Raw genomic sequence first — 15,581 nt, forward strand, 5'->3', positions numbered from 1 at the left:
CCTATTGACAGTACCTTCAATAGTAGTCAATGGAGCCACCCAACGGCCTGCCTTTAATCACATATCCACTCTCTTCGTCAGGTTTTCCCCTCTGGTTCAGGGAAGAGCAAGTTCAATGACCGATACTGCCCTTTTCTGCCCGGTGTCACTCTCTTTCTGCTGACGTCACACCTTGGCACACCTCTGGGGTAGAATGCCGCCCTTCAGTTTATCGAGTTGTTTCTTTGAGGTTTTTTCATGCATTTCAAGACTCTGGTTCCCGCTGTTGCACTCGCCGTTGCCCTGAGCGGCTGTACCACCAATCCCTACACTGGTGAATCCCAGACCTCCAAGGGCGCCTGGGGCGCGCTGGCCGGTGCCGCTGCCGGTGCCGCAGTAGGCGCGCTCTCCTCCAGCAAGGGTGACCGCAAGAAGGGTATCCTGACTGGTGTGGCCGCCGGTGCCGCGCTGGGTGGCGGTATCGGTTACTACATGGATGTGCAGGAAGCCAAGCTGCGCGAGAAGCTGCAGGGCACTGGCGTCAGCGTTACCCGTAATGGCAACGATCTGATCCTCAACATGCCGAACAACGTCACCTTCGACAGCTCCAGCTCCCAGCTGAAAGCGGCCGGCGCCAACACCCTGTCCGGCGTGGCCATGGTGGTTGCCGAGTTCGACAAGACTCGCCTGAACGTAGTCGGTCACACCGACAGCACTGGTTCCCGCGATCTGAACATGAAGCTCTCCCGCGAGCGCGCCGACGCCGTTGCCGCCCAGCTGATCGGTCAGGGCGTTGCAGGCAGCCGTATCGCTACCACAGGTGTTGGCCCGGATCAGCCGATTGCCACCAACAGTACTGCAGCCGGCAAAGCCCAGAACCGCCGCGTCACCATTACCCTGACCCCGACTGCCTAAGTCGTTCAGGTTTCGGTAACGAAAAGGCCCCGCCAGTGATGGCGGGGCCTTTCTATTGGAGCCGTTGCGAGCAATGGCTCCTTGTTCTTTGCTCCCTGTTCCCCTTGTGGGAGAAGGGCCGGGGATGAGGGGAAGAACCGCCTCTTAGACAGCCGCAGTCAGCTGCACTTCCACCTTGTAGCCTTCGTGGGCCAGACGGGCCTGTACACAGGCGCGTACCGGTGCGGTGCCGGCAGGGATCCAGGCATCCCACTGCTCGTTGAAAGCGGCGATATCGCCAATATCTTTCAGATAAATGTTGGCCATCAGGATTTTGTCGACGCCGGAGCCGTTGGCTTCCAGCAGGCGTTGCAGGCTGGTCAGCACTTCGCGGGTCTGCTGGTGGATGTCGGCCTCTTCGCTGACGGGGACTTCCACCACATAGAGGGTGCCGTTGTGAATGACGACGTCAGACCAACGCTGGGTGGTGCCGATTCGGGTAATGGTTGTCATGGCGTGCTCCGGAAACGGGGAATTATTGACCCTTGCGGATCAGATAACGGTAGGGGGCCTGCTCTGTCTCGCTGGCGACCAGAGTGTGATCCATAAAGCGGCAGAAACTGGGGATGTCGCGGGTGGTTGAGGGGTCGTCGGCACTGACCAGCAGGGTCTCCCCGTCAGCCATCAGCCGCACTTTTTTACGCACCATCATCACAGGCTCCGGGCAACGAAGCCCGATTGCGTCCAACTCGTGAGTTGCATCGCAGAATAAATCACTCATCTATCATCAACCTTCAACCTATTCGGCTGCCAATGATACTCAGGGCTAAAAAATAAGCAAACCATTGGCCTGTCTAACAGCATATGTAACCAAAATGTTATTGCGGACTATCCAGCGCCTGCCGGACGAGTAATATAAAAATTGAACCATATTCAACAAGGAGGTGAATATGCAGGTCTCCTACGGCAGATTGCAGGCCTATGCAGGCATGGGGTTCTTGTCCTTCGCAATGATAGTGATGGGCAGCCCGATCGGGAATACCGGTACCTGGTTCGGTTCCATGGTGATGGTCGGGCTGGGGCTCTGGATCGAGCTCAGCGATTACTATGACGAGGATGAGGACGAAAACGATCAATCCTGACTTGATGACGATTCAACAACAAAGGCGGAGCAATCCGCCTTTGTCATTTCTGTCGATTGGCCAGTAGCCCGGATCAGCGGGTCGAGCGCATCGCCCGCTCCAGATGCAGCGCCGTCTGCTGTGGATTGGCTTTGGGGTCGTTGAAGAAGTTGCTCAGCACATCCAGAATTGCCTGACGCATATTGGTGGGAGTGGCCATCCCCTCTGCCATGCTGGGCAGCAGATTGTCCTGCTGCTCGGCGTGGAGGAAATCCTGATAGGAGCGGATGGCGCAGCGATCAAACTTGCTCATGTTGGGTTTGGTCAGCGCCGGGATCGACCCCTTCACCCGGTTGAACTCCTCCTGAAACTTCGGCGTCATCAGCAGCTGGGCCAGCTCCCCCTGCGCCTGCAGCTGGGCCGGATCCCGCTGTTTGAACATGGCGATGGAGTCGAGGTTGTAGCTGAACAGCCCGGTGCTGCCGGGGCTTGGCAGGCATTCGATATCTTCGCCCGGCCGGTAGTTGCCGGCGAGCAGCTCCCCCTTCACCCAGTCACCCATCACCTGCATGGCGGCGCCGCCGCTCTCCAGCAGATTGGTGGCCTGATGCCATTTCAGTCCGGCGTACTTTTGTGGCACGTAGGCGCGCAGCTGCTGGAAGCGGGTAAGAACCCGCACCATGTCGGGGCCGGTCAGGGTGGCGCTGTCCTGTTCCACAAAGGCTTTGCGATAGAACTGCTTGCCCCCTTCACCGAGTGCCACCGTTTCAAACAGGACGGCCAGCTGCCAGGGCTCGTTGCCGATGGCGAGCGGAGTAATGCCTCGTTTTTTAAGCTGGTCGGCGACCGTCACGAACTGGGCCCAGTCGGTGGGAGGGGTGAGTTTCTGTTGCTCGAACACCTTGCGGTTGAGCCATAACCAGTTGACCCGGTGGATACCGGTAGGCACCGCCATCAGGGCGCCGTTCTGGCTGAGGGTGGCCCGCACCATAGGCGGCATCTGGCTGTACCAGCCGAGGTGCTCCGCCATGGGGGTGAGGTCGCGCAAAAAACCGAGCCCGGCCCACTCCTTGAGCTCATACCCCTTGAGATGGGCCGCCTCCGGCGGGTTGGCGGCCAGCGCCCGGCTTTTCAGCACCGTCATGGCGCTCTTGCCGCCACCGCCCTGTACCGCGAAGTCATTCCACTGGTTGCCTTTGGCGATCCACTCCGATTTGAGCACTTCGACCGCCTGCGCTTCGCCGCCGGAGGTCCACCAGTGCAGCACCTCCACCTGGGAGGCACAGACAGAACCGGAGAGCAGGGCTAGCAGGGGGAGAGGGAACCACTTCATGAGAAGACTACCTTGGCAGTGAGAGGGTGGCCTGCAGACCACCTTGCGGACGATTTTCCAGCACCAGATCGCCGCCGTGAGCATGGGCGATGTTGCGGGCGATGCCGAGCCCGAGACCGGTGCCGGCCTGATCCGTGCTGAGCCGGTAATAGGGCTCGAAGATGCGCTCGAACTGGTCATCCGGCAGGCCGGGGCCCTCATCCATGATGAACAGGATCAGCATCTCCTCGTCATCCATGATGATGATGCGCACCCGCTGGCCGTACTTGATGCCGTTGTCCACCAGATTGCCGATGCAGCGCTTGAGCGCCAGCAGCTTGCCGCGGTAGGGCCATTTGCAGTGCCCTTCGATGGTGAGACGTTCGTCGTGGAGGTTGAGCGACTCGGCCATCTGCTCCAGCAGGGCGTTGATGTCGATCTCCTCGATGTTCTCGTGGATGTCGGTCTCTTTGACCGTCTGCAGTGCCCCTTTCACCATCAGCTCGAGTTCGTCGAGATCCTTGTTGAACTTGGCGATCTGTACCTCGTCGTCGAGCAGCTCGACCCGCAGCCGCAGCCGGGTGATGGGGGTCTTGAGGTCGTGAGAAATAGAGCTGAACAGCCGCTCCCGATCATCGATATAGCGGCGGATGCGGTGCTGCATGATGTTGAAGGCGCGGGTCGCCGCCACGATCTCGGAGGCGCCCTCCTCCTTGAGCGAAGGCTGGTCGATATCCTTGCCGAGGTTGACCGCCGCCTTGGCCAGCCGGCGCAGCGGCCGGGTCTGCCAGCGCACCAGCATAAAGGTGAAGAAGCAGAGGAACACCGTCATCAGGGCGATGAAGCGCACCTGATTGCTTGGCATGACGGTGTCATCCAGCGTCATGTAGGGGGCGGGCAGCAGGGCCGCCAGATAGAGCCACTCCCCCTTTTCGATCTCGATCTGGGTCACCAGCACCGGCGGATTGATGGGCTCGAGCGACAGGGTGTAGCGTGCCCAGGAGGAGGGGAGATCCGCCAGCAGGGTGTCGTTGTTGAATACGTGGAGGTCTTCGGGCCGCGAGAAGTCCACCTTGATCGCCATGGCATCGGAGAGCTTGCGGGTCAGCACTCCCTGCACCTCCTCCAGCACCTGCGTCTTGCGTTCGCTGTCGGGGATGGCGTTGATGTGGATCTCCTCTTCGTTCAGCGAGACGAAGAAGCGGCTGCCGCCCATGTTGCGCAGCTGGTCGAGGGCGATGTGGCGATATTGCAGCGGCAGGGATTTGAAGAAGTTGACGGTGGAGGCGGCAGACATGGCGAGGTTGCGGGTGGTGCTGAGCATCCCCTCCAGCTCCCGCTTCTGGATCTGCTGCATCCAGATGCCGGTCAGAATGGTCTGGGAGAGCAGGATGGCCAGCAGCAGCAGCAGGATCATCCGCGACAGCAGAGAGCGGGGCACCAGTGCCCCCCAGGACCATTTGTTGCTCATGGCAGTTCGTGCACCTCGGCGATCAGCATGTAGCCGCTACCGCGGATGGTTTTGATGATGCGCGGGCTCTTGCCATTGTCGCCCAGCTTCTGGCGCAAGCGGCTGATCTGCACGTCGATGCCGCGCTCCATCGGCAGGCTTTCGCGGCCGCGGGTGGCATCTGAGATGGTGTCGCGATCCAGCACCACGCCGGGCTGTTGCAGGAACATGCCGAGCAGCATGGCATCGCTGCCGGAGAGGTCCAGCAGGCTGCCATCTTCGTGGGTCAGCTGGTGGCTCAGGGTGTCGAGGGTCCACTCGGCGAAGCGCAGGCGGCGGCTCGGCTCTTTCTCTTTTTCCGGCTGGCGAAATTCGGCGCGGCGCAGCAGGGCCTTGATGCGGGCCTGCAGTTCGCGCGGGCTGAAGGGCTTGGCGATGTAGTCATCGGCGCCGAGTTCGAGGCCGATCACCCGATCCGCCTCGTCGGAAGCCGCAGTCAGCATGATGATGGGCACCTGGGAGGTGCGACGGATCTGCTGGCAGAGGGTAAAGCCATCCTCGCCGGGCATCATGATGTCCAGAATGATCAGGTCCGGGCTGTGCTGGGCGAGCTGCTCGCGCATCTCGTTGCCCTCTGCCGCCGTCAATACCTGAAAGCCCGCCCGGGTCAGGTATTCATTGAGCAGCTCGCGGATCTCTTGGTCGTCATCGACGATCAGCAGTTGTTTGCTCATTGACATATGTATGTGCATCCACCCATTTTTTTGTGCAGATTGAACCTGTCGGGGGAGCAAAAAGCAAGCAAGCCCCCTATCTAATGTGAGGTTTGGAGCAATAACCACCCATTGCCGGGTTTAAAACGAAAAAAGGCCGACCCAAACGGGACGGCCAATACCCAGCATCCGACTACAGGCCAGCACCCCGTGTGGCGATGGCCTCAGATTTGAAAAGGGGCCGGTAATGCCGGCCCCGAAAACGTTGATATTCGATCGAGTTGCTTGTGGATCACACCCGTTCGAATACGGTGGCGATGCCCTGACCCAGACCGATACACATGGTGGCAACCCCCAGGGTGGCATCCTTCTCCTCCATCAGATTGATGAGGGTAGTGGAGATGCGCGCACCGGAGCAGCCGAGCGGGTGACCCAGCGCAATGGCGCCGCCGTTGAGGTTCACCTTCTCGTCCACCTGATCCTGCAGACCCAAATCTTTCACGCAGGGCAGGGACTGGGCGGCAAACGCCTCGTTCAGCTCGAACAGGTCGATGTCGCCGATGGTCAGACCGGCCCGTTTGAGCGCCTTCTGGGTGGCCGGCACCGGGCCGTAACCCATGATGGCAGCGTCACAGCCGGCGATGGCCATGGCACGTACCCTGGCGCGCGGCGTGAGGCCGAGGGCCTTGGCGCGATCCGCGCTCATCACCAGCATGGCGGCGGCGCCATCGGACAGGGCCGAGGAGCTGCCAGCGGTGACGGTGCCGTTGACCGGGTCAAACACCGGGCGCAGCTGGCTCAGGGTTTCTACCGTGGTCTCCGGGCGGATCACCTCGTCGTAGTCGTAGAAGAAGCGGGCGCCGCTGGCGTCATGGCCTTCCAGCCCGACGATCTCCTTGGCAAAACGTCCTTCCACGGTTGCCGCGTGGGCACGGCGATGGGAGCGGGCGGCAAACTCGTCCTGCTGCTGACGGCTGATGCCGTGCAGCTTGCCGAGCATCTCGGCGGTCAACCCCATCATGCCGGAGGCTTTCGCTACCGACTTGGCCATGCCGGGGTGGAAGTCGACGCCGTGGCTCATCGGCACGTGACCCATATGCTCAACGCCGCCGATGATGAAGATATCCCCATCACCTACCTGAATGGCGCGAGAGGCATCATGCAGTGCCTGCATACTGGAGCCGCACAGACGGTTGACGGTGACCGCTCCCACCTGCTTGGGTATGCCGGCCAGCAAGGCGGCGTTGCGGGCGATGTTGAAACCCTGCTCCAGGGTCTGCTGCACGCAGCCCCAGTAGATATCCTCGATCTCGTTCGGGTCGAGGTTGGGGTTGCGCAGCAGGATGGATTTCATCAGGTGCGCGGACAGATCTTCTGCACGCACGTTGCGGAAGGCGCCGCCCTTCGACCGGCCCATCGGGGTCCGGATACAGTCGACAATGACTACGTCTTTCATGAATGGATCTCCTTTCCGCAATCAGTAGAAGGTTTTGCCCTGGGCAGCCATCTCGCGCAGCTTGTCGCTGACGCGGTAGAGCGGGCCCAAATCGGCATACTGGTCGGCCATGGCCACGTAGCGATCCAGACCAATGGTGTCCAGATAGCGGAACACGCCGCCGCGGAAGGGAGGGAAGCCCAGACCGTAGACCAGCGCGATGTCGGCTTCGGCTGGCGTGGCGACTATGCCCTCTTCCAGACAGAGCACCACCTCGTTGATCATCGGGATCATCATGCGTGCGATGATGGCGTCCTTGTCGAAATCCTGTTTCGGCTTGGCAATGGGGGCCAGCAGCTCGTAACTGGCGGCGTCGGCCACCTTCTTCGGCTTGCCCTTCTTGTCCTGCTCGTAGGCGTAGAAGCCCTTGCCATTTTTCTGACCGAAGCGGTTCACTTCGTACATCACGTCGATGGCGGTGCGACCTTCCTTGCTCATGCGCGCCGGGAAGCCCTGCGCCATCACGTCACCGGCATGGTGGCCGGTGTCGATGCCGACCACGTCCAGCAGGTAGGCGGGGCCCATGGGCCAGCCAAACTCCTTCTCCATCACCTTGTCGACGGCAGCGAAGTCGGCGCCATCGGCGACCAGCTTGTTGAAGCCGAAGAAGTAGGGGAACAGCACGCGGTTGACGAAGAAGCCCGGGCAGTCGTTGACCACGACCGGGGACTTGCCCATGGCGGCGGCGTAGGCCACCACGCGGTTGATGGTTTCATCGGAGGTCTGCTCGCCGCGGATGATCTCCACCAGCGGCATGCGGTGCACCGGGTTGAAGAAGTGCATGCCGCAGAAGTTCTGCGGGCGCTTCAGCCCCTTGGCCAGCAGAGAGATGGGAATGGTGGAGGTGTTGCTGGCGAGCACGGCGTCTTCGCCGATGATTCCTTCCACTTCGCCCAGTACGGCGGCTTTCACCTTGGGATTCTCGACCACGGCTTCGACGACGACGTCCACGCCTTTGACGTTGTCATAGCTGAGGGTCGGGGTAATGGCAGAGAGCACCTGGCCCATCTTGATGCCATCGATGCGGCCCTTCTCGAGCTGGCCGTTGAGCAGCTTGGTGGCTTCGCCCATGCCAAGTGCCAGAGCCTTCTCGTTGATGTCCTTCATCACCGCCGGAATGCCCTTGCTGGCAGACTGGTAGGCGATGCCGCCACCCATGATGCCGGCACCCAGTACGGCGGCGTGGCCAGTGGCCTTGCTTGCCTGCTTGGCCGCCTTCTTGGCCAGCGCCTTGATGTGTTGATCGTTCAGGAAGATGCCGACCAGCGCCTTGGCCACATCGGTCTTGGCCAGCTTGATAAAGCCCTGTGCCTCGGCGGCCAGCGCTTCGTCACGGCCCATACCTGCGGCGGCCTCGACGGTTTTCACCGCCGTCATCGGTGCCGGATAGTGTTTGCCCGCCACGGCGGCAACCATGCCGGCGGCGGTGGTGAAGCTCATCATGGCTTCCAGTTTGGAGAGGCGCAGCGGCGCTTTCTTGGCGGCGCGACGGCTCTGCCAGTCCAGTTTGCCCGCGATGGCGTCCTTGATCATCTGCAGCGCAGCGCTCTGCAGCGCGTCAGGGGCGACCACGGCATCGATGGCACCCACCTTGAGGGCGTCATCGGCACGATAATCCTTGCCGGTGGTGATCCACTCGAGCGCGTTGTCGGCGCCGATCACTCGCGGCAGACGGACTGTGCCGCCAAAGCCCGGCATGATGCCGAGTTTGGTCTCGGGCAGGCCGATTTTGGCGGTGGTGTCGGCCAGACGGAAGTCAGTGGAAAGGATGGTCTCGCAGCCGCCGCCGAGGGCGTGGCCCTTGATGGCGGAGAGGGTCGGAACCGGCAGATCTTCGATGGCATTGAAGATGTCGTTGGCCTTTTTCAGCCAGCCGAGCAGATCTTCTTGCGGCAGATCGAACAGTTCCAGGAATTCGGTAATGTCGGCACCGACGATAAAGGCGTCTTTGCCGGAGGTGAGGATCAGACCTTTTAGTTCACGTTCTTGTTGTAATGCGGCGATCGCTTCGCTCAGGGAGAGCAGGGTAGCGCGATCCAGCTTGTTGACTGAACCCGGGGCATCAAACCTCAGCTCGGCAATGCCGTTTTCGAGGTAGCTGACCGACAGGGTTTCGCCTTGGTAGATCATGAGAGTGTCTCCTTGTTCCCACTCAGTGGGGAGTGGTGCTCCTTAATCCCCAGCAGGGGGCGAGGCTCACTATTGATCCAAAAGGAGACATTTTCAACACCTATTTAAAACATTTGTTTAACAGTTATCGAGTAAAAGCTCCTCATCACAAAACAGGCAAAAGAGAGGCGCCTTGTGGCGCCTCCGATGGATGTGAGTTTGTTATCAACTGGCCAGTTCCGGCCGGTTGCGATACTGGTTCAGCACCTCGGGATCGGCGAGGGCATGGGTATTGTTGACCGGCCGGTTGTGTACCACTTCGCGCACCGCCAGTTCGACGATCTTGCCGGACTTGGTGCGGGGGATGGCATCCACCTGCAGGATGCGGGCCGGCACGTGGCGGGCGGTGCAGTGCTGCTTTATTTGTTGGCGGATCCGCTCGCGCAGCGGCTCGTCCAGCTTGCAGCCCGCTTTGAGCTTGACGAACAGCACCACCCGCTCGTCCTGCTGCCACTGCTGGCCGATGACGATGCTCTCCTCCACCTCGTCCAGCTGCTCAACATAGCGGTAGATCTCGCTGGTGCCGATGCGCACGCCGCCCGGGTTGAGGGTGGCGTCGGAGCGGCCGTAGAACAGAATGCCGCCGGTCGGGGTCAGCTCGATCCAGTCGCCATGGCACCAGATGTTGTCAAACCGTTCGAAATAGGCGGCGTGGTACTTGTCGCCATTCTCGTCGCCCCAGAAGTAGATGGGCTGGGCCGGGAACGGCTTGGTACAGACCAGCTCGCCCTTCTCCCCCTGCACCGGCTGGCCCGCTTCGTTGAATACCTGCACCGCGAGACCGAGGCCGCGTCCCTGACTTTCGCCGCGATAGACCGGGCTGAGCGGGTTGCCGATGACGAAGCAGGAGCAGATATCGGTGCCGCCTGAGATGGAGCTGAGCTGCACATCCTGCTTTATCTGCTGGTAGACGTAGTCGAATCCTTCCGGCGACAGCACAGAGCCGGTGCTGCAGATCAGCCGCAAGTGCGGCAAGTCGTGGCTGTTGATGGGGGCATAACCCTGTTTGTGCAGCGCGTCGAGATACTTGGCCGAGGTGCCGAACAAGCTGACCTGCTCGTCGCGGGCGAGATCCCACAGCACGTTGCCATCCGGGTAAAAGGGCGAGCCGTCATAGAGCACCAGGGTGGCGCCGGAGGCGAGCGCGCTCACCAGCCAGTTCCACATCATCCAGCCACAGGTGGTGAAGTAGAAGATCCGCTCCCCCGGCTTGATGTCGCAGTGCAGCTGGTGCTCTTTCAGGTGTTGCAGCAGGGTGCCGCCAATCCCGTGGACGATGCACTTGGGTTTGCCGGTGGTGCCGGAGGAGTAGAGGATGTAGAGCGGGTCATTGAAAGCCATCGGCTCGAACTGGAGGCTGGTGTCCGGTTGGCTTGCCAGCAGTTGCTGCCAGTCGTGACCAAGCAGCAGCGGGTTGCCGAGCAGGGGGATCATCACCGTCTGCTCTATGCTGTCGATCTGGCTGACGACCCCTGCCACTTTGTCCTGAATATCGATGGCCTTGCCGTTGTAGCGATAGCCATCCACCGCAAACAGCACTCGCGGCCGGGTCTGGCCGAAGCGCTCTACCACGCTGGCCTCGCCAAAGTCGGGGCTGGTGGAGGTCCAGATCGCCCCCAGGCTGGTGGTTGCCAGCATGGCTACCACGGTTTCCGGGATATTGGGCAGATAGGCGGCAACCACATCGCCACGACCAATTCCCTGATTGCGCAGCCACTGAGCCAGCCGGGCCACCTGATCACTCAGTTCACTCCAGCTGAGGGTGCGGCTTGGGCTCCCTTCGATGCGGGAGATGATGGCCGGGCTCTCGTCCTGGCGGCGCAGCAGGTTTTCGGCGAAGTTGAGGCGGCTGTCGGGGAACCAGCGGGTGCGCTGCATATCCTGACGATTCTCCGCCACTATGTTGCCGAGTTCGCCCTTGACGCCGCAGTGCTGCCACACCAGCGGCCAGAAGCGGGTGGTCTTTTCCACCGACCATTGCCACAGCTGCGGATAGTCCTGTAGTTGCAGGCCGTGGAAGCGGTTCACCTCTGCCATAAAGCGGTAGAGGTTGGATTGCTGCATCCTGAGCGGATCCGGTTGCCACAGGCAGAGGTTGTCCATGAGTAATCCCTGACTTCATGTATCTACCGGCAGTGTATTGAATTGTTTTTGATTTGTTAACGGTTGGTTCTCTGTTGATAACAAACACGTTTGTAACGTATGCGTTACCTCACGAAGCGGCAGCTTGACGGGTCGAGCCGCCAAGCGCTTGATGTTATGCTGCAATCACATTCACCTCGGAGCAGGACGCCATGAGCAGCTACAGCCAACTTTTTGCCCAGCATCTCGATACTTTGCAGCAACGCACCCGCGATATCCTGCAGCAACAGGGACTTGGCGGGCTGGCCATCCACTCCGGCCAGACCCACCGCATCTTCCTCGATGATCAGGATTACCCGTTCAAGGTAAACCCGCACTTCAAGGCCTGGTTGCCGGTGCTGGACAATTCCCACTGCTGGCTGCTGGTGGACGGGGTGAACAAACCAATCCTGCTGTTCTATCGTCCGGCCGATTTCTGGCACAAGGTGGCGGATCTGCCCAATGCCTTCTGGGTCGAGTTCTTCGATATCCGCTTCCTGACCCGACCGGAACAAGTCGCCGATCATCTGCCGGGCAACAAGCAGGAGTGGGCCTATCTGGGCGGTCATCTGGAAGTGGCCGAGCTGCTGGGGCTGACCCAGCCCAATCCGGAGGCAGTGCTCAACTACCTGCACTATCACCGCGCCTACAAGACCCCCTACGAGCTGGAGTGTCTGCGCGAGGCGAACCGCATCGGTGTCCGTGGTCATATCGCGGCCAAGGACTCTTTTATGGCAGGGGCGAGCGAGTTCGAAATCAATCTGGCCTACATGAAGGCGGTCGGGCAGGGGGCCAATGAGGCGCCTTACGGCAATATCGTCGCCATCAACCGCAATGCGGCAATTCTTCACTACACCCATCTCTCGGCCGTGCGGGTGCCTGATGCCGAGCGTTACTCCTTCCTGATCGATGCGGGCGTCGATTTCCACGGTTATGCCTCAGATATCACCCGTACCTGGGCGTGGCGCCGCGGCGAGTTTGCCGATCTCATCGCGGCGCTGGATGCGCAGCAGCAGGAGATCATCGGCGAGATCAAACCGGGTCGTCGCTACAGCGAGCTGCATCTGCAGATGCACCACAAGCTGGCGCGCCTGCTGCAAGCGACCGAGCTGGTGGATATGTCGGTGGACGAGATGATCCACACCGGGGTGACCAACGTCTTCTTCCCCCATGGTCTCGGCCACTTCCTCGGCCTGCAGGTGCACGATGCGGGTGGTTTCATGCAGGATGAGCGCGGCACCCATCTGGCGGCTCCCGAGCAGTTCCCCTATCTGCGCTGCACCCGGGTGATGGAGGTGGGTCAAGTGTTCACTATCGAGCCCGGTCTCTACTTCATCGACAGCCTGCTGGAGCCGCTGCGTCAGGGCGAACAGGGCAAGCGAGTCAACTGGAACAAGGTGGAGGCACTGCGTCCGTTCGGCGGCATCCGCATTGAGGACAACATCGTGCTGCACGCCAACGGGGTGGAGAACATGACCAGACAAGCAGGGCTCTGATGGCGGCAGCGTACTCCATTCCGGCCGCTCCATTGGAGCTCAGCGAAGAGATCAAGAAGAGTCGTTTCATTACCCTGATTGCCCACACCCCGACCGTTGAGGCGGCCAAGGGGTGGGTCAACGAAATCAAGCGTCAACATCCGACAGCTCGCCATCACTGCTGGGCCTTTGTGGCGGGCGCACCGCAAGATAGTCAGGTCTATGGCTTCAGTGATGATGGCGAACCCTCCGGTACTGCGGGCAAGCCGATCCTGGCCCAGTTGATGGGGTCGGGGCTCGGTGAAATCTGCGCCGTGGTGGTGCGCTACTACGGTGGCATCCAGCTTGGCACCGGTGGACTGGTCAAAGCCTATGGCGGCGGCGTGGGGGCAGCCCTCAAGCAGCTGGTGACCGAACTCAAGGTGCCGCGCACTCCTTCCTCCATTCATTGCGACTATGGCGACATGGGCGTGGTCGAGTCACTGATCAGCAGTCACAACGGCGAACTGCTGGCTGCCGATTACGGCCAGCAGGTTACCCTGCAGGTGGCGTGGGAGTCTGCAGTCTGGGCGCGGGTTGACCGCGAATTGACCGACAGAACCCATGGGCGGGTATCCCTTCAGCCTTTAGATGGCTAGAATCCATCGCTCTTTATCGTCTTGAAGTAGGAGCCGGAATGCACACCCTGAGCATTATTCGCATCGTTGGCCTGCTGGTTGCGCTATTCAGCTCGACCATGCTGCTGCCAGCGCTGGTTGCGTTTGGTTATCGGGATGGGGGCGGCGCCGAGTTCATCAAATCTTTCCTCATGGCCCTGTTGCTCGGGGTCGCGCTCTGGTTTCCCAACCGTTATCACAAGAAGGAGCTCAGAGCGAAAGAGGGTTTCCTCATCGTAGTGTTGTTCTGGGTGGTGCTGGGTAGCGTGGGGGCTGTGCCCTTTATTCTGAGTGATGCCCCGCATATGTCGGTTTCCGAGGCATTCTTTGAATCTTTCTCCGGCCTGACTACCACCGGCGCCACCGTGCTGACCGGGCTGGACAATCTGCCCAAGGCGTTCCTGTTCTACCGTCAGCTGCTGCAGTGGCTGGGAGGGATGGGGATCATCGTGCTGGCGGTTGCCGTGTTGCCGCTGCTGGGTATCGGGGGCATGCAGCTCTATCGTGCCGAGATCCCGGGGCCGGTCAAGGATACCAAGGTAACGCCGCGTATCGCCGAAACGGCCAAGGCGCTCTGGTTTGTCTATGTGCTGCTGACTTCGCTGTGTGCCCTAGCATACTGGATGGCGGGGATGACGCTGTTCGATGCCATCTGTCATTCCTTCTCAACCCTCTCCATTGGTGGCTTTTCTACTCATGATGCCAGCATAGGGTTTTTCAACAGTGCGGCGATCAACCTCATTACCGTGCTGTTCCTGCTGATCGGCAGCATTAACTTCGGCCTCCACTTTATGGTCTTTACCCACAGGCCGGTGCGGTTGTTCAGCTATCTGAGGGATCCCGAGGTAAAGGTCTTTCTCGGGATCCAGCTGTTTCTGTTTCTCTTCTGTGCAGTGGTACTGCTGCAGCACAACCACTACGAGCACTGGCAGGAGACCCTCAACCACGCGCTGTTCCAGTCGGTCTCGCTGGGTACGACCACCGGTTACAGCACAGCCAGCTATGCCGACTGGCCTTCATTCCTGCCCATCATGCTGATGTTCTCCTCCTTTATCGGCTGTTGTGCCGGCAGTACCGGCGGCGGCATCAAGGTGATGCGTTTCATGATCCTCTTTATGCAGGGGATGCGGGAGCTGAAGCGGCTGGTTCATCCGCGCGCTGTCTACACCCTGAAGCTGGGACGCAAGGCGGTACCGGAACGGGTGGTTGAAGCGGTCTGGGGATTCTTCGCCACCTACATCATCCTCTTCGTGCTCTTTATGCTGGCGTTGATCGCAACGGGTATGAATGAGGTGACCGCCTTCTCGGCAGTAGCGGCGACTTTGACCAACGTTGGGCCGGGTCTGGGGGATGTGGCTGCCAACTTCTCCGGTACCAGCGCGCTGGCAAAGTGGATCCTGGTGTTGGCCATGTTGTTTGGTCGATTGGAAATTTTTACGCTTCTGGTACTGTTTACCCCTGCATTCTGGCGTAGTTGAGGTCGTTATGGACAAGATTCTGGTGCTTTATTCCTCTCGGGACGGTCAAACCCGCAAAATCATCGATGTCATGCTGGAGGAGATGCCGGGATGTGAAGTGGTGATGCACGATCTGCACACCCTGCCCAAGTGCAATCTCAGCAAGTACAAGAAGGTGTTGATCGGCGCCTCTATCCGCTATGGCAACTTCCACCCCAGCCTGCTCAGCTTTATTCATGCCCACCATGAGCAGCTGGAGGTTGCCAATGCCGCCTTCTTCTGCGTCAACCTGACCGCTCGCAAGCCCGAGAAGCAGACACCGCAGACCAATGCCTATATGAAGAAGTTTCTGCGCATCTCGCCCTGGAAGCCGAAAACCCTGGGGGTGTTTGCCGGTGCGCTGCAGTACTCTCGCTATAACTGGTGGCAGACCCGCATTATCCAGCTGATTATGAAGATCACTGGCGGCAGTACCGATACCAGTAAAGACCTCGAATTTACTGATTGGGAAAAGGTGCGCGGCTTTGCACGCGAATTCTGGTCAAAAAGATAGCAATTCGATGTGAATATAGGGTTTATTGCCCCATAGAGCCCCGCCGATGCGGGGCTTTTGTTTAATAAAACAACGGTTGAAGCGGAAATCAGTAAAAAATGCCATTTTTTGCAGTTTTCCTCTTGTCATCGCGGCGCGGCTCCCTATAATGCGCCCCTACCAGCACGGCAGAACACGCCAACCTGA

General features: G+C 60.1%; 14 protein-coding genes. 6 read left to right on the forward strand and 8 right to left on the reverse strand.

The window, feature by feature from the left end; all coding sequences use genetic code 11:
- Positions 1-237 precede the first annotated feature (237 nt).
- Positions 238-894, forward strand: a complete 657-nt coding sequence (locus tag WE862_RS04520; protein ID WP_042032770.1) for an OmpA family lipoprotein — start codon at positions 238-240, stop codon at positions 892-894.
- A 144-nt stretch (positions 895-1,038) separates the two neighbouring features.
- Here WE862_RS04520 and WE862_RS04525 read toward each other — a convergent pair whose 3' ends face one another.
- Both WE862_RS04525 and tusA read right to left on the reverse strand, forming a co-directional pair.
- Entirely contained in the window at positions 1,039-1,386 is a 348-nt protein-coding gene (locus WE862_RS04525; RefSeq protein ID WP_033112855.1) for a RidA family protein, read from the reverse strand.
- Positions 1,387-1,408: 22 nt separating this feature from the next.
- The gene (gene tusA, locus WE862_RS04530; protein WP_005342448.1) at positions 1,409-1,654 is read right to left on the reverse strand and encodes a sulfurtransferase TusA; all 246 of its coding nucleotides are present in this window, start codon (positions 1,652-1,654) and stop codon (positions 1,409-1,411) included.
- Between the two features lie 169 nt (positions 1,655-1,823).
- Here tusA and WE862_RS04535 point away from each other — a divergent pair, with 169 nt between their 5' ends.
- A complete protein-coding gene (locus WE862_RS04535) occupies positions 1,824-2,015 on the forward strand; it encodes a hypothetical protein (RefSeq protein ID WP_005339471.1) in 192 nt (63 codons plus the stop codon).
- A gap of 73 nt (positions 2,016-2,088) precedes the next feature.
- Here the strand turns inward: WE862_RS04535 and WE862_RS04540 are convergent, their stop codons facing one another.
- The 6 genes from WE862_RS04540 to WE862_RS04565 all read right to left on the reverse strand — a co-directional run bounded on the left by WE862_RS04540 (position 2,089) and on the right by WE862_RS04565 (position 11,236).
- On the reverse strand, positions 2,089-3,327 hold the full coding sequence (locus tag WE862_RS04540) for an ABC transporter substrate-binding protein (RefSeq protein WP_042032772.1): 1,239 nt from the start codon (positions 3,325-3,327) through the stop codon (positions 2,089-2,091).
- A gap of 7 nt (positions 3,328-3,334) precedes the next feature.
- Positions 3,335-4,777 (reverse strand): ATP-binding protein, encoded by a 1,443-nt coding sequence (locus WE862_RS04545; RefSeq protein WP_041210601.1) that lies wholly within the window; start codon positions 4,775-4,777, stop codon positions 3,335-3,337.
- Positions 4,774-5,496 (reverse strand): response regulator, encoded by a 723-nt coding sequence (locus tag WE862_RS04550; RefSeq protein WP_033112852.1) that lies wholly within the window; start codon positions 5,494-5,496, stop codon positions 4,774-4,776. The genes WE862_RS04545 and WE862_RS04550 overlap by 4 nt, the downstream gene beginning before the upstream one ends.
- A 265-nt stretch (positions 5,497-5,761) precedes the next feature.
- Positions 5,762-6,925, reverse strand: coding sequence for an acetyl-CoA C-acyltransferase FadA (gene fadA / locus WE862_RS04555; protein ID WP_042032774.1), 1,164 nt, complete (start codon positions 6,923-6,925; stop codon positions 5,762-5,764).
- Positions 6,926-6,946: 21 nt separating this feature from the next.
- Positions 6,947-9,094, reverse strand: coding sequence for a fatty acid oxidation complex subunit alpha FadB (gene fadB, locus WE862_RS04560; protein WP_042032776.1), 2,148 nt, complete (start codon positions 9,092-9,094; stop codon positions 6,947-6,949).
- Positions 9,095-9,298: 204 nt separating this feature from the next.
- Positions 9,299-11,236 carry an acetoacetate--CoA ligase gene (locus WE862_RS04565; protein WP_042032779.1) on the reverse strand — a complete coding sequence of 646 codons (1,938 nt, stop codon included), beginning with the start codon at positions 11,234-11,236 and terminating at the stop codon, positions 9,299-9,301.
- Positions 11,237-11,427: 191 nt separating this feature from the next.
- On the opposite strand from WE862_RS04565, the gene pepQ reads away from it, so the two are divergent.
- Genes pepQ through hemG form a run of 4 tightly spaced genes read left to right on the forward strand, consistent with a single transcriptional unit; the run spans position 11,428 to position 15,395 of the window.
- The gene (gene pepQ / locus WE862_RS04570; protein WP_042032781.1) at positions 11,428-12,750 is read left to right on the forward strand and encodes a Xaa-Pro dipeptidase; all 1,323 of its coding nucleotides are present in this window, start codon (positions 11,428-11,430) and stop codon (positions 12,748-12,750) included.
- Positions 12,750-13,367 carry an IMPACT family protein gene (locus WE862_RS04575; protein ID WP_042032782.1) on the forward strand — a complete coding sequence of 206 codons (618 nt, stop codon included), beginning with the start codon at positions 12,750-12,752 and terminating at the stop codon, positions 13,365-13,367. Before pepQ ends, WE862_RS04575 begins: the two co-directional genes overlap by 1 nt.
- Positions 13,368-13,405: 38 nt before the next feature.
- Positions 13,406-14,863 (forward strand): TrkH family potassium uptake protein, encoded by a 1,458-nt coding sequence (locus WE862_RS04580; protein ID WP_042032783.1) that lies wholly within the window; start codon positions 13,406-13,408, stop codon positions 14,861-14,863.
- A gap of 7 nt (positions 14,864-14,870) precedes the next feature.
- Positions 14,871-15,395 carry a menaquinone-dependent protoporphyrinogen IX dehydrogenase gene (gene hemG / locus WE862_RS04585; RefSeq protein ID WP_042032785.1) on the forward strand — a complete coding sequence of 175 codons (525 nt, stop codon included), beginning with the start codon at positions 14,871-14,873 and terminating at the stop codon, positions 15,393-15,395.
- The last annotated feature ends 186 nt before the right edge of the window (positions 15,396-15,581 follow it).

Source organism: Aeromonas jandaei, assembly GCF_037890695.1.
Taxonomy (GTDB): Bacteria; Pseudomonadota; Gammaproteobacteria; order Enterobacterales; family Aeromonadaceae; genus Aeromonas; species Aeromonas jandaei.

Bases quoted from the DNA above. Each gene is read 5' to 3' on its own strand.
- WE862_RS04520 (WP_042032770.1), top strand. From the start codon at position 238: ATGCATTTCAAGACTCTGGTTCCCGCTGTTGCACTCGCCGTTGCCCTG.
- WE862_RS04525 (WP_033112855.1), bottom strand. From the start codon at position 1,386: ATGACAACCATTACCCGAATCGGCACCACCCAGCGTTGGTCTGACGTC.
- tusA (WP_005342448.1), bottom strand. From the start codon at position 1,654: ATGAGTGATTTATTCTGCGATGCAACTCACGAGTTGGACGCAATCGGG.
- WE862_RS04535 (WP_005339471.1), top strand. From the start codon at position 1,824: ATGCAGGTCTCCTACGGCAGATTGCAGGCCTATGCAGGCATGGGGTTC.
- WE862_RS04540 (WP_042032772.1), bottom strand. From the start codon at position 3,327: ATGAAGTGGTTCCCTCTCCCCCTGCTAGCCCTGCTCTCCGGTTCTGTC.
- WE862_RS04545 (WP_041210601.1), bottom strand. From the start codon at position 4,777: ATGAGCAACAAATGGTCCTGGGGGGCACTGGTGCCCCGCTCTCTGCTG.
- WE862_RS04550 (WP_033112852.1), bottom strand. From the start codon at position 5,496: ATGTCAATGAGCAAACAACTGCTGATCGTCGATGACGACCAAGAGATC.
- fadA (WP_042032774.1), bottom strand. From the start codon at position 6,925: ATGAAAGACGTAGTCATTGTCGACTGTATCCGGACCCCGATGGGCCGG.
- fadB (WP_042032776.1), bottom strand. From the start codon at position 9,094: ATGATCTACCAAGGCGAAACCCTGTCGGTCAGCTACCTCGAAAACGGC.
- WE862_RS04565 (WP_042032779.1), bottom strand. From the start codon at position 11,236: ATGGACAACCTCTGCCTGTGGCAACCGGATCCGCTCAGGATGCAGCAA.
- pepQ (WP_042032781.1), top strand. From the start codon at position 11,428: ATGAGCAGCTACAGCCAACTTTTTGCCCAGCATCTCGATACTTTGCAG.
- WE862_RS04575 (WP_042032782.1), top strand. From the start codon at position 12,750: ATGGCGGCAGCGTACTCCATTCCGGCCGCTCCATTGGAGCTCAGCGAA.
- WE862_RS04580 (WP_042032783.1), top strand. From the start codon at position 13,406: ATGCACACCCTGAGCATTATTCGCATCGTTGGCCTGCTGGTTGCGCTA.
- hemG (WP_042032785.1), top strand. From the start codon at position 14,871: ATGGACAAGATTCTGGTGCTTTATTCCTCTCGGGACGGTCAAACCCGC.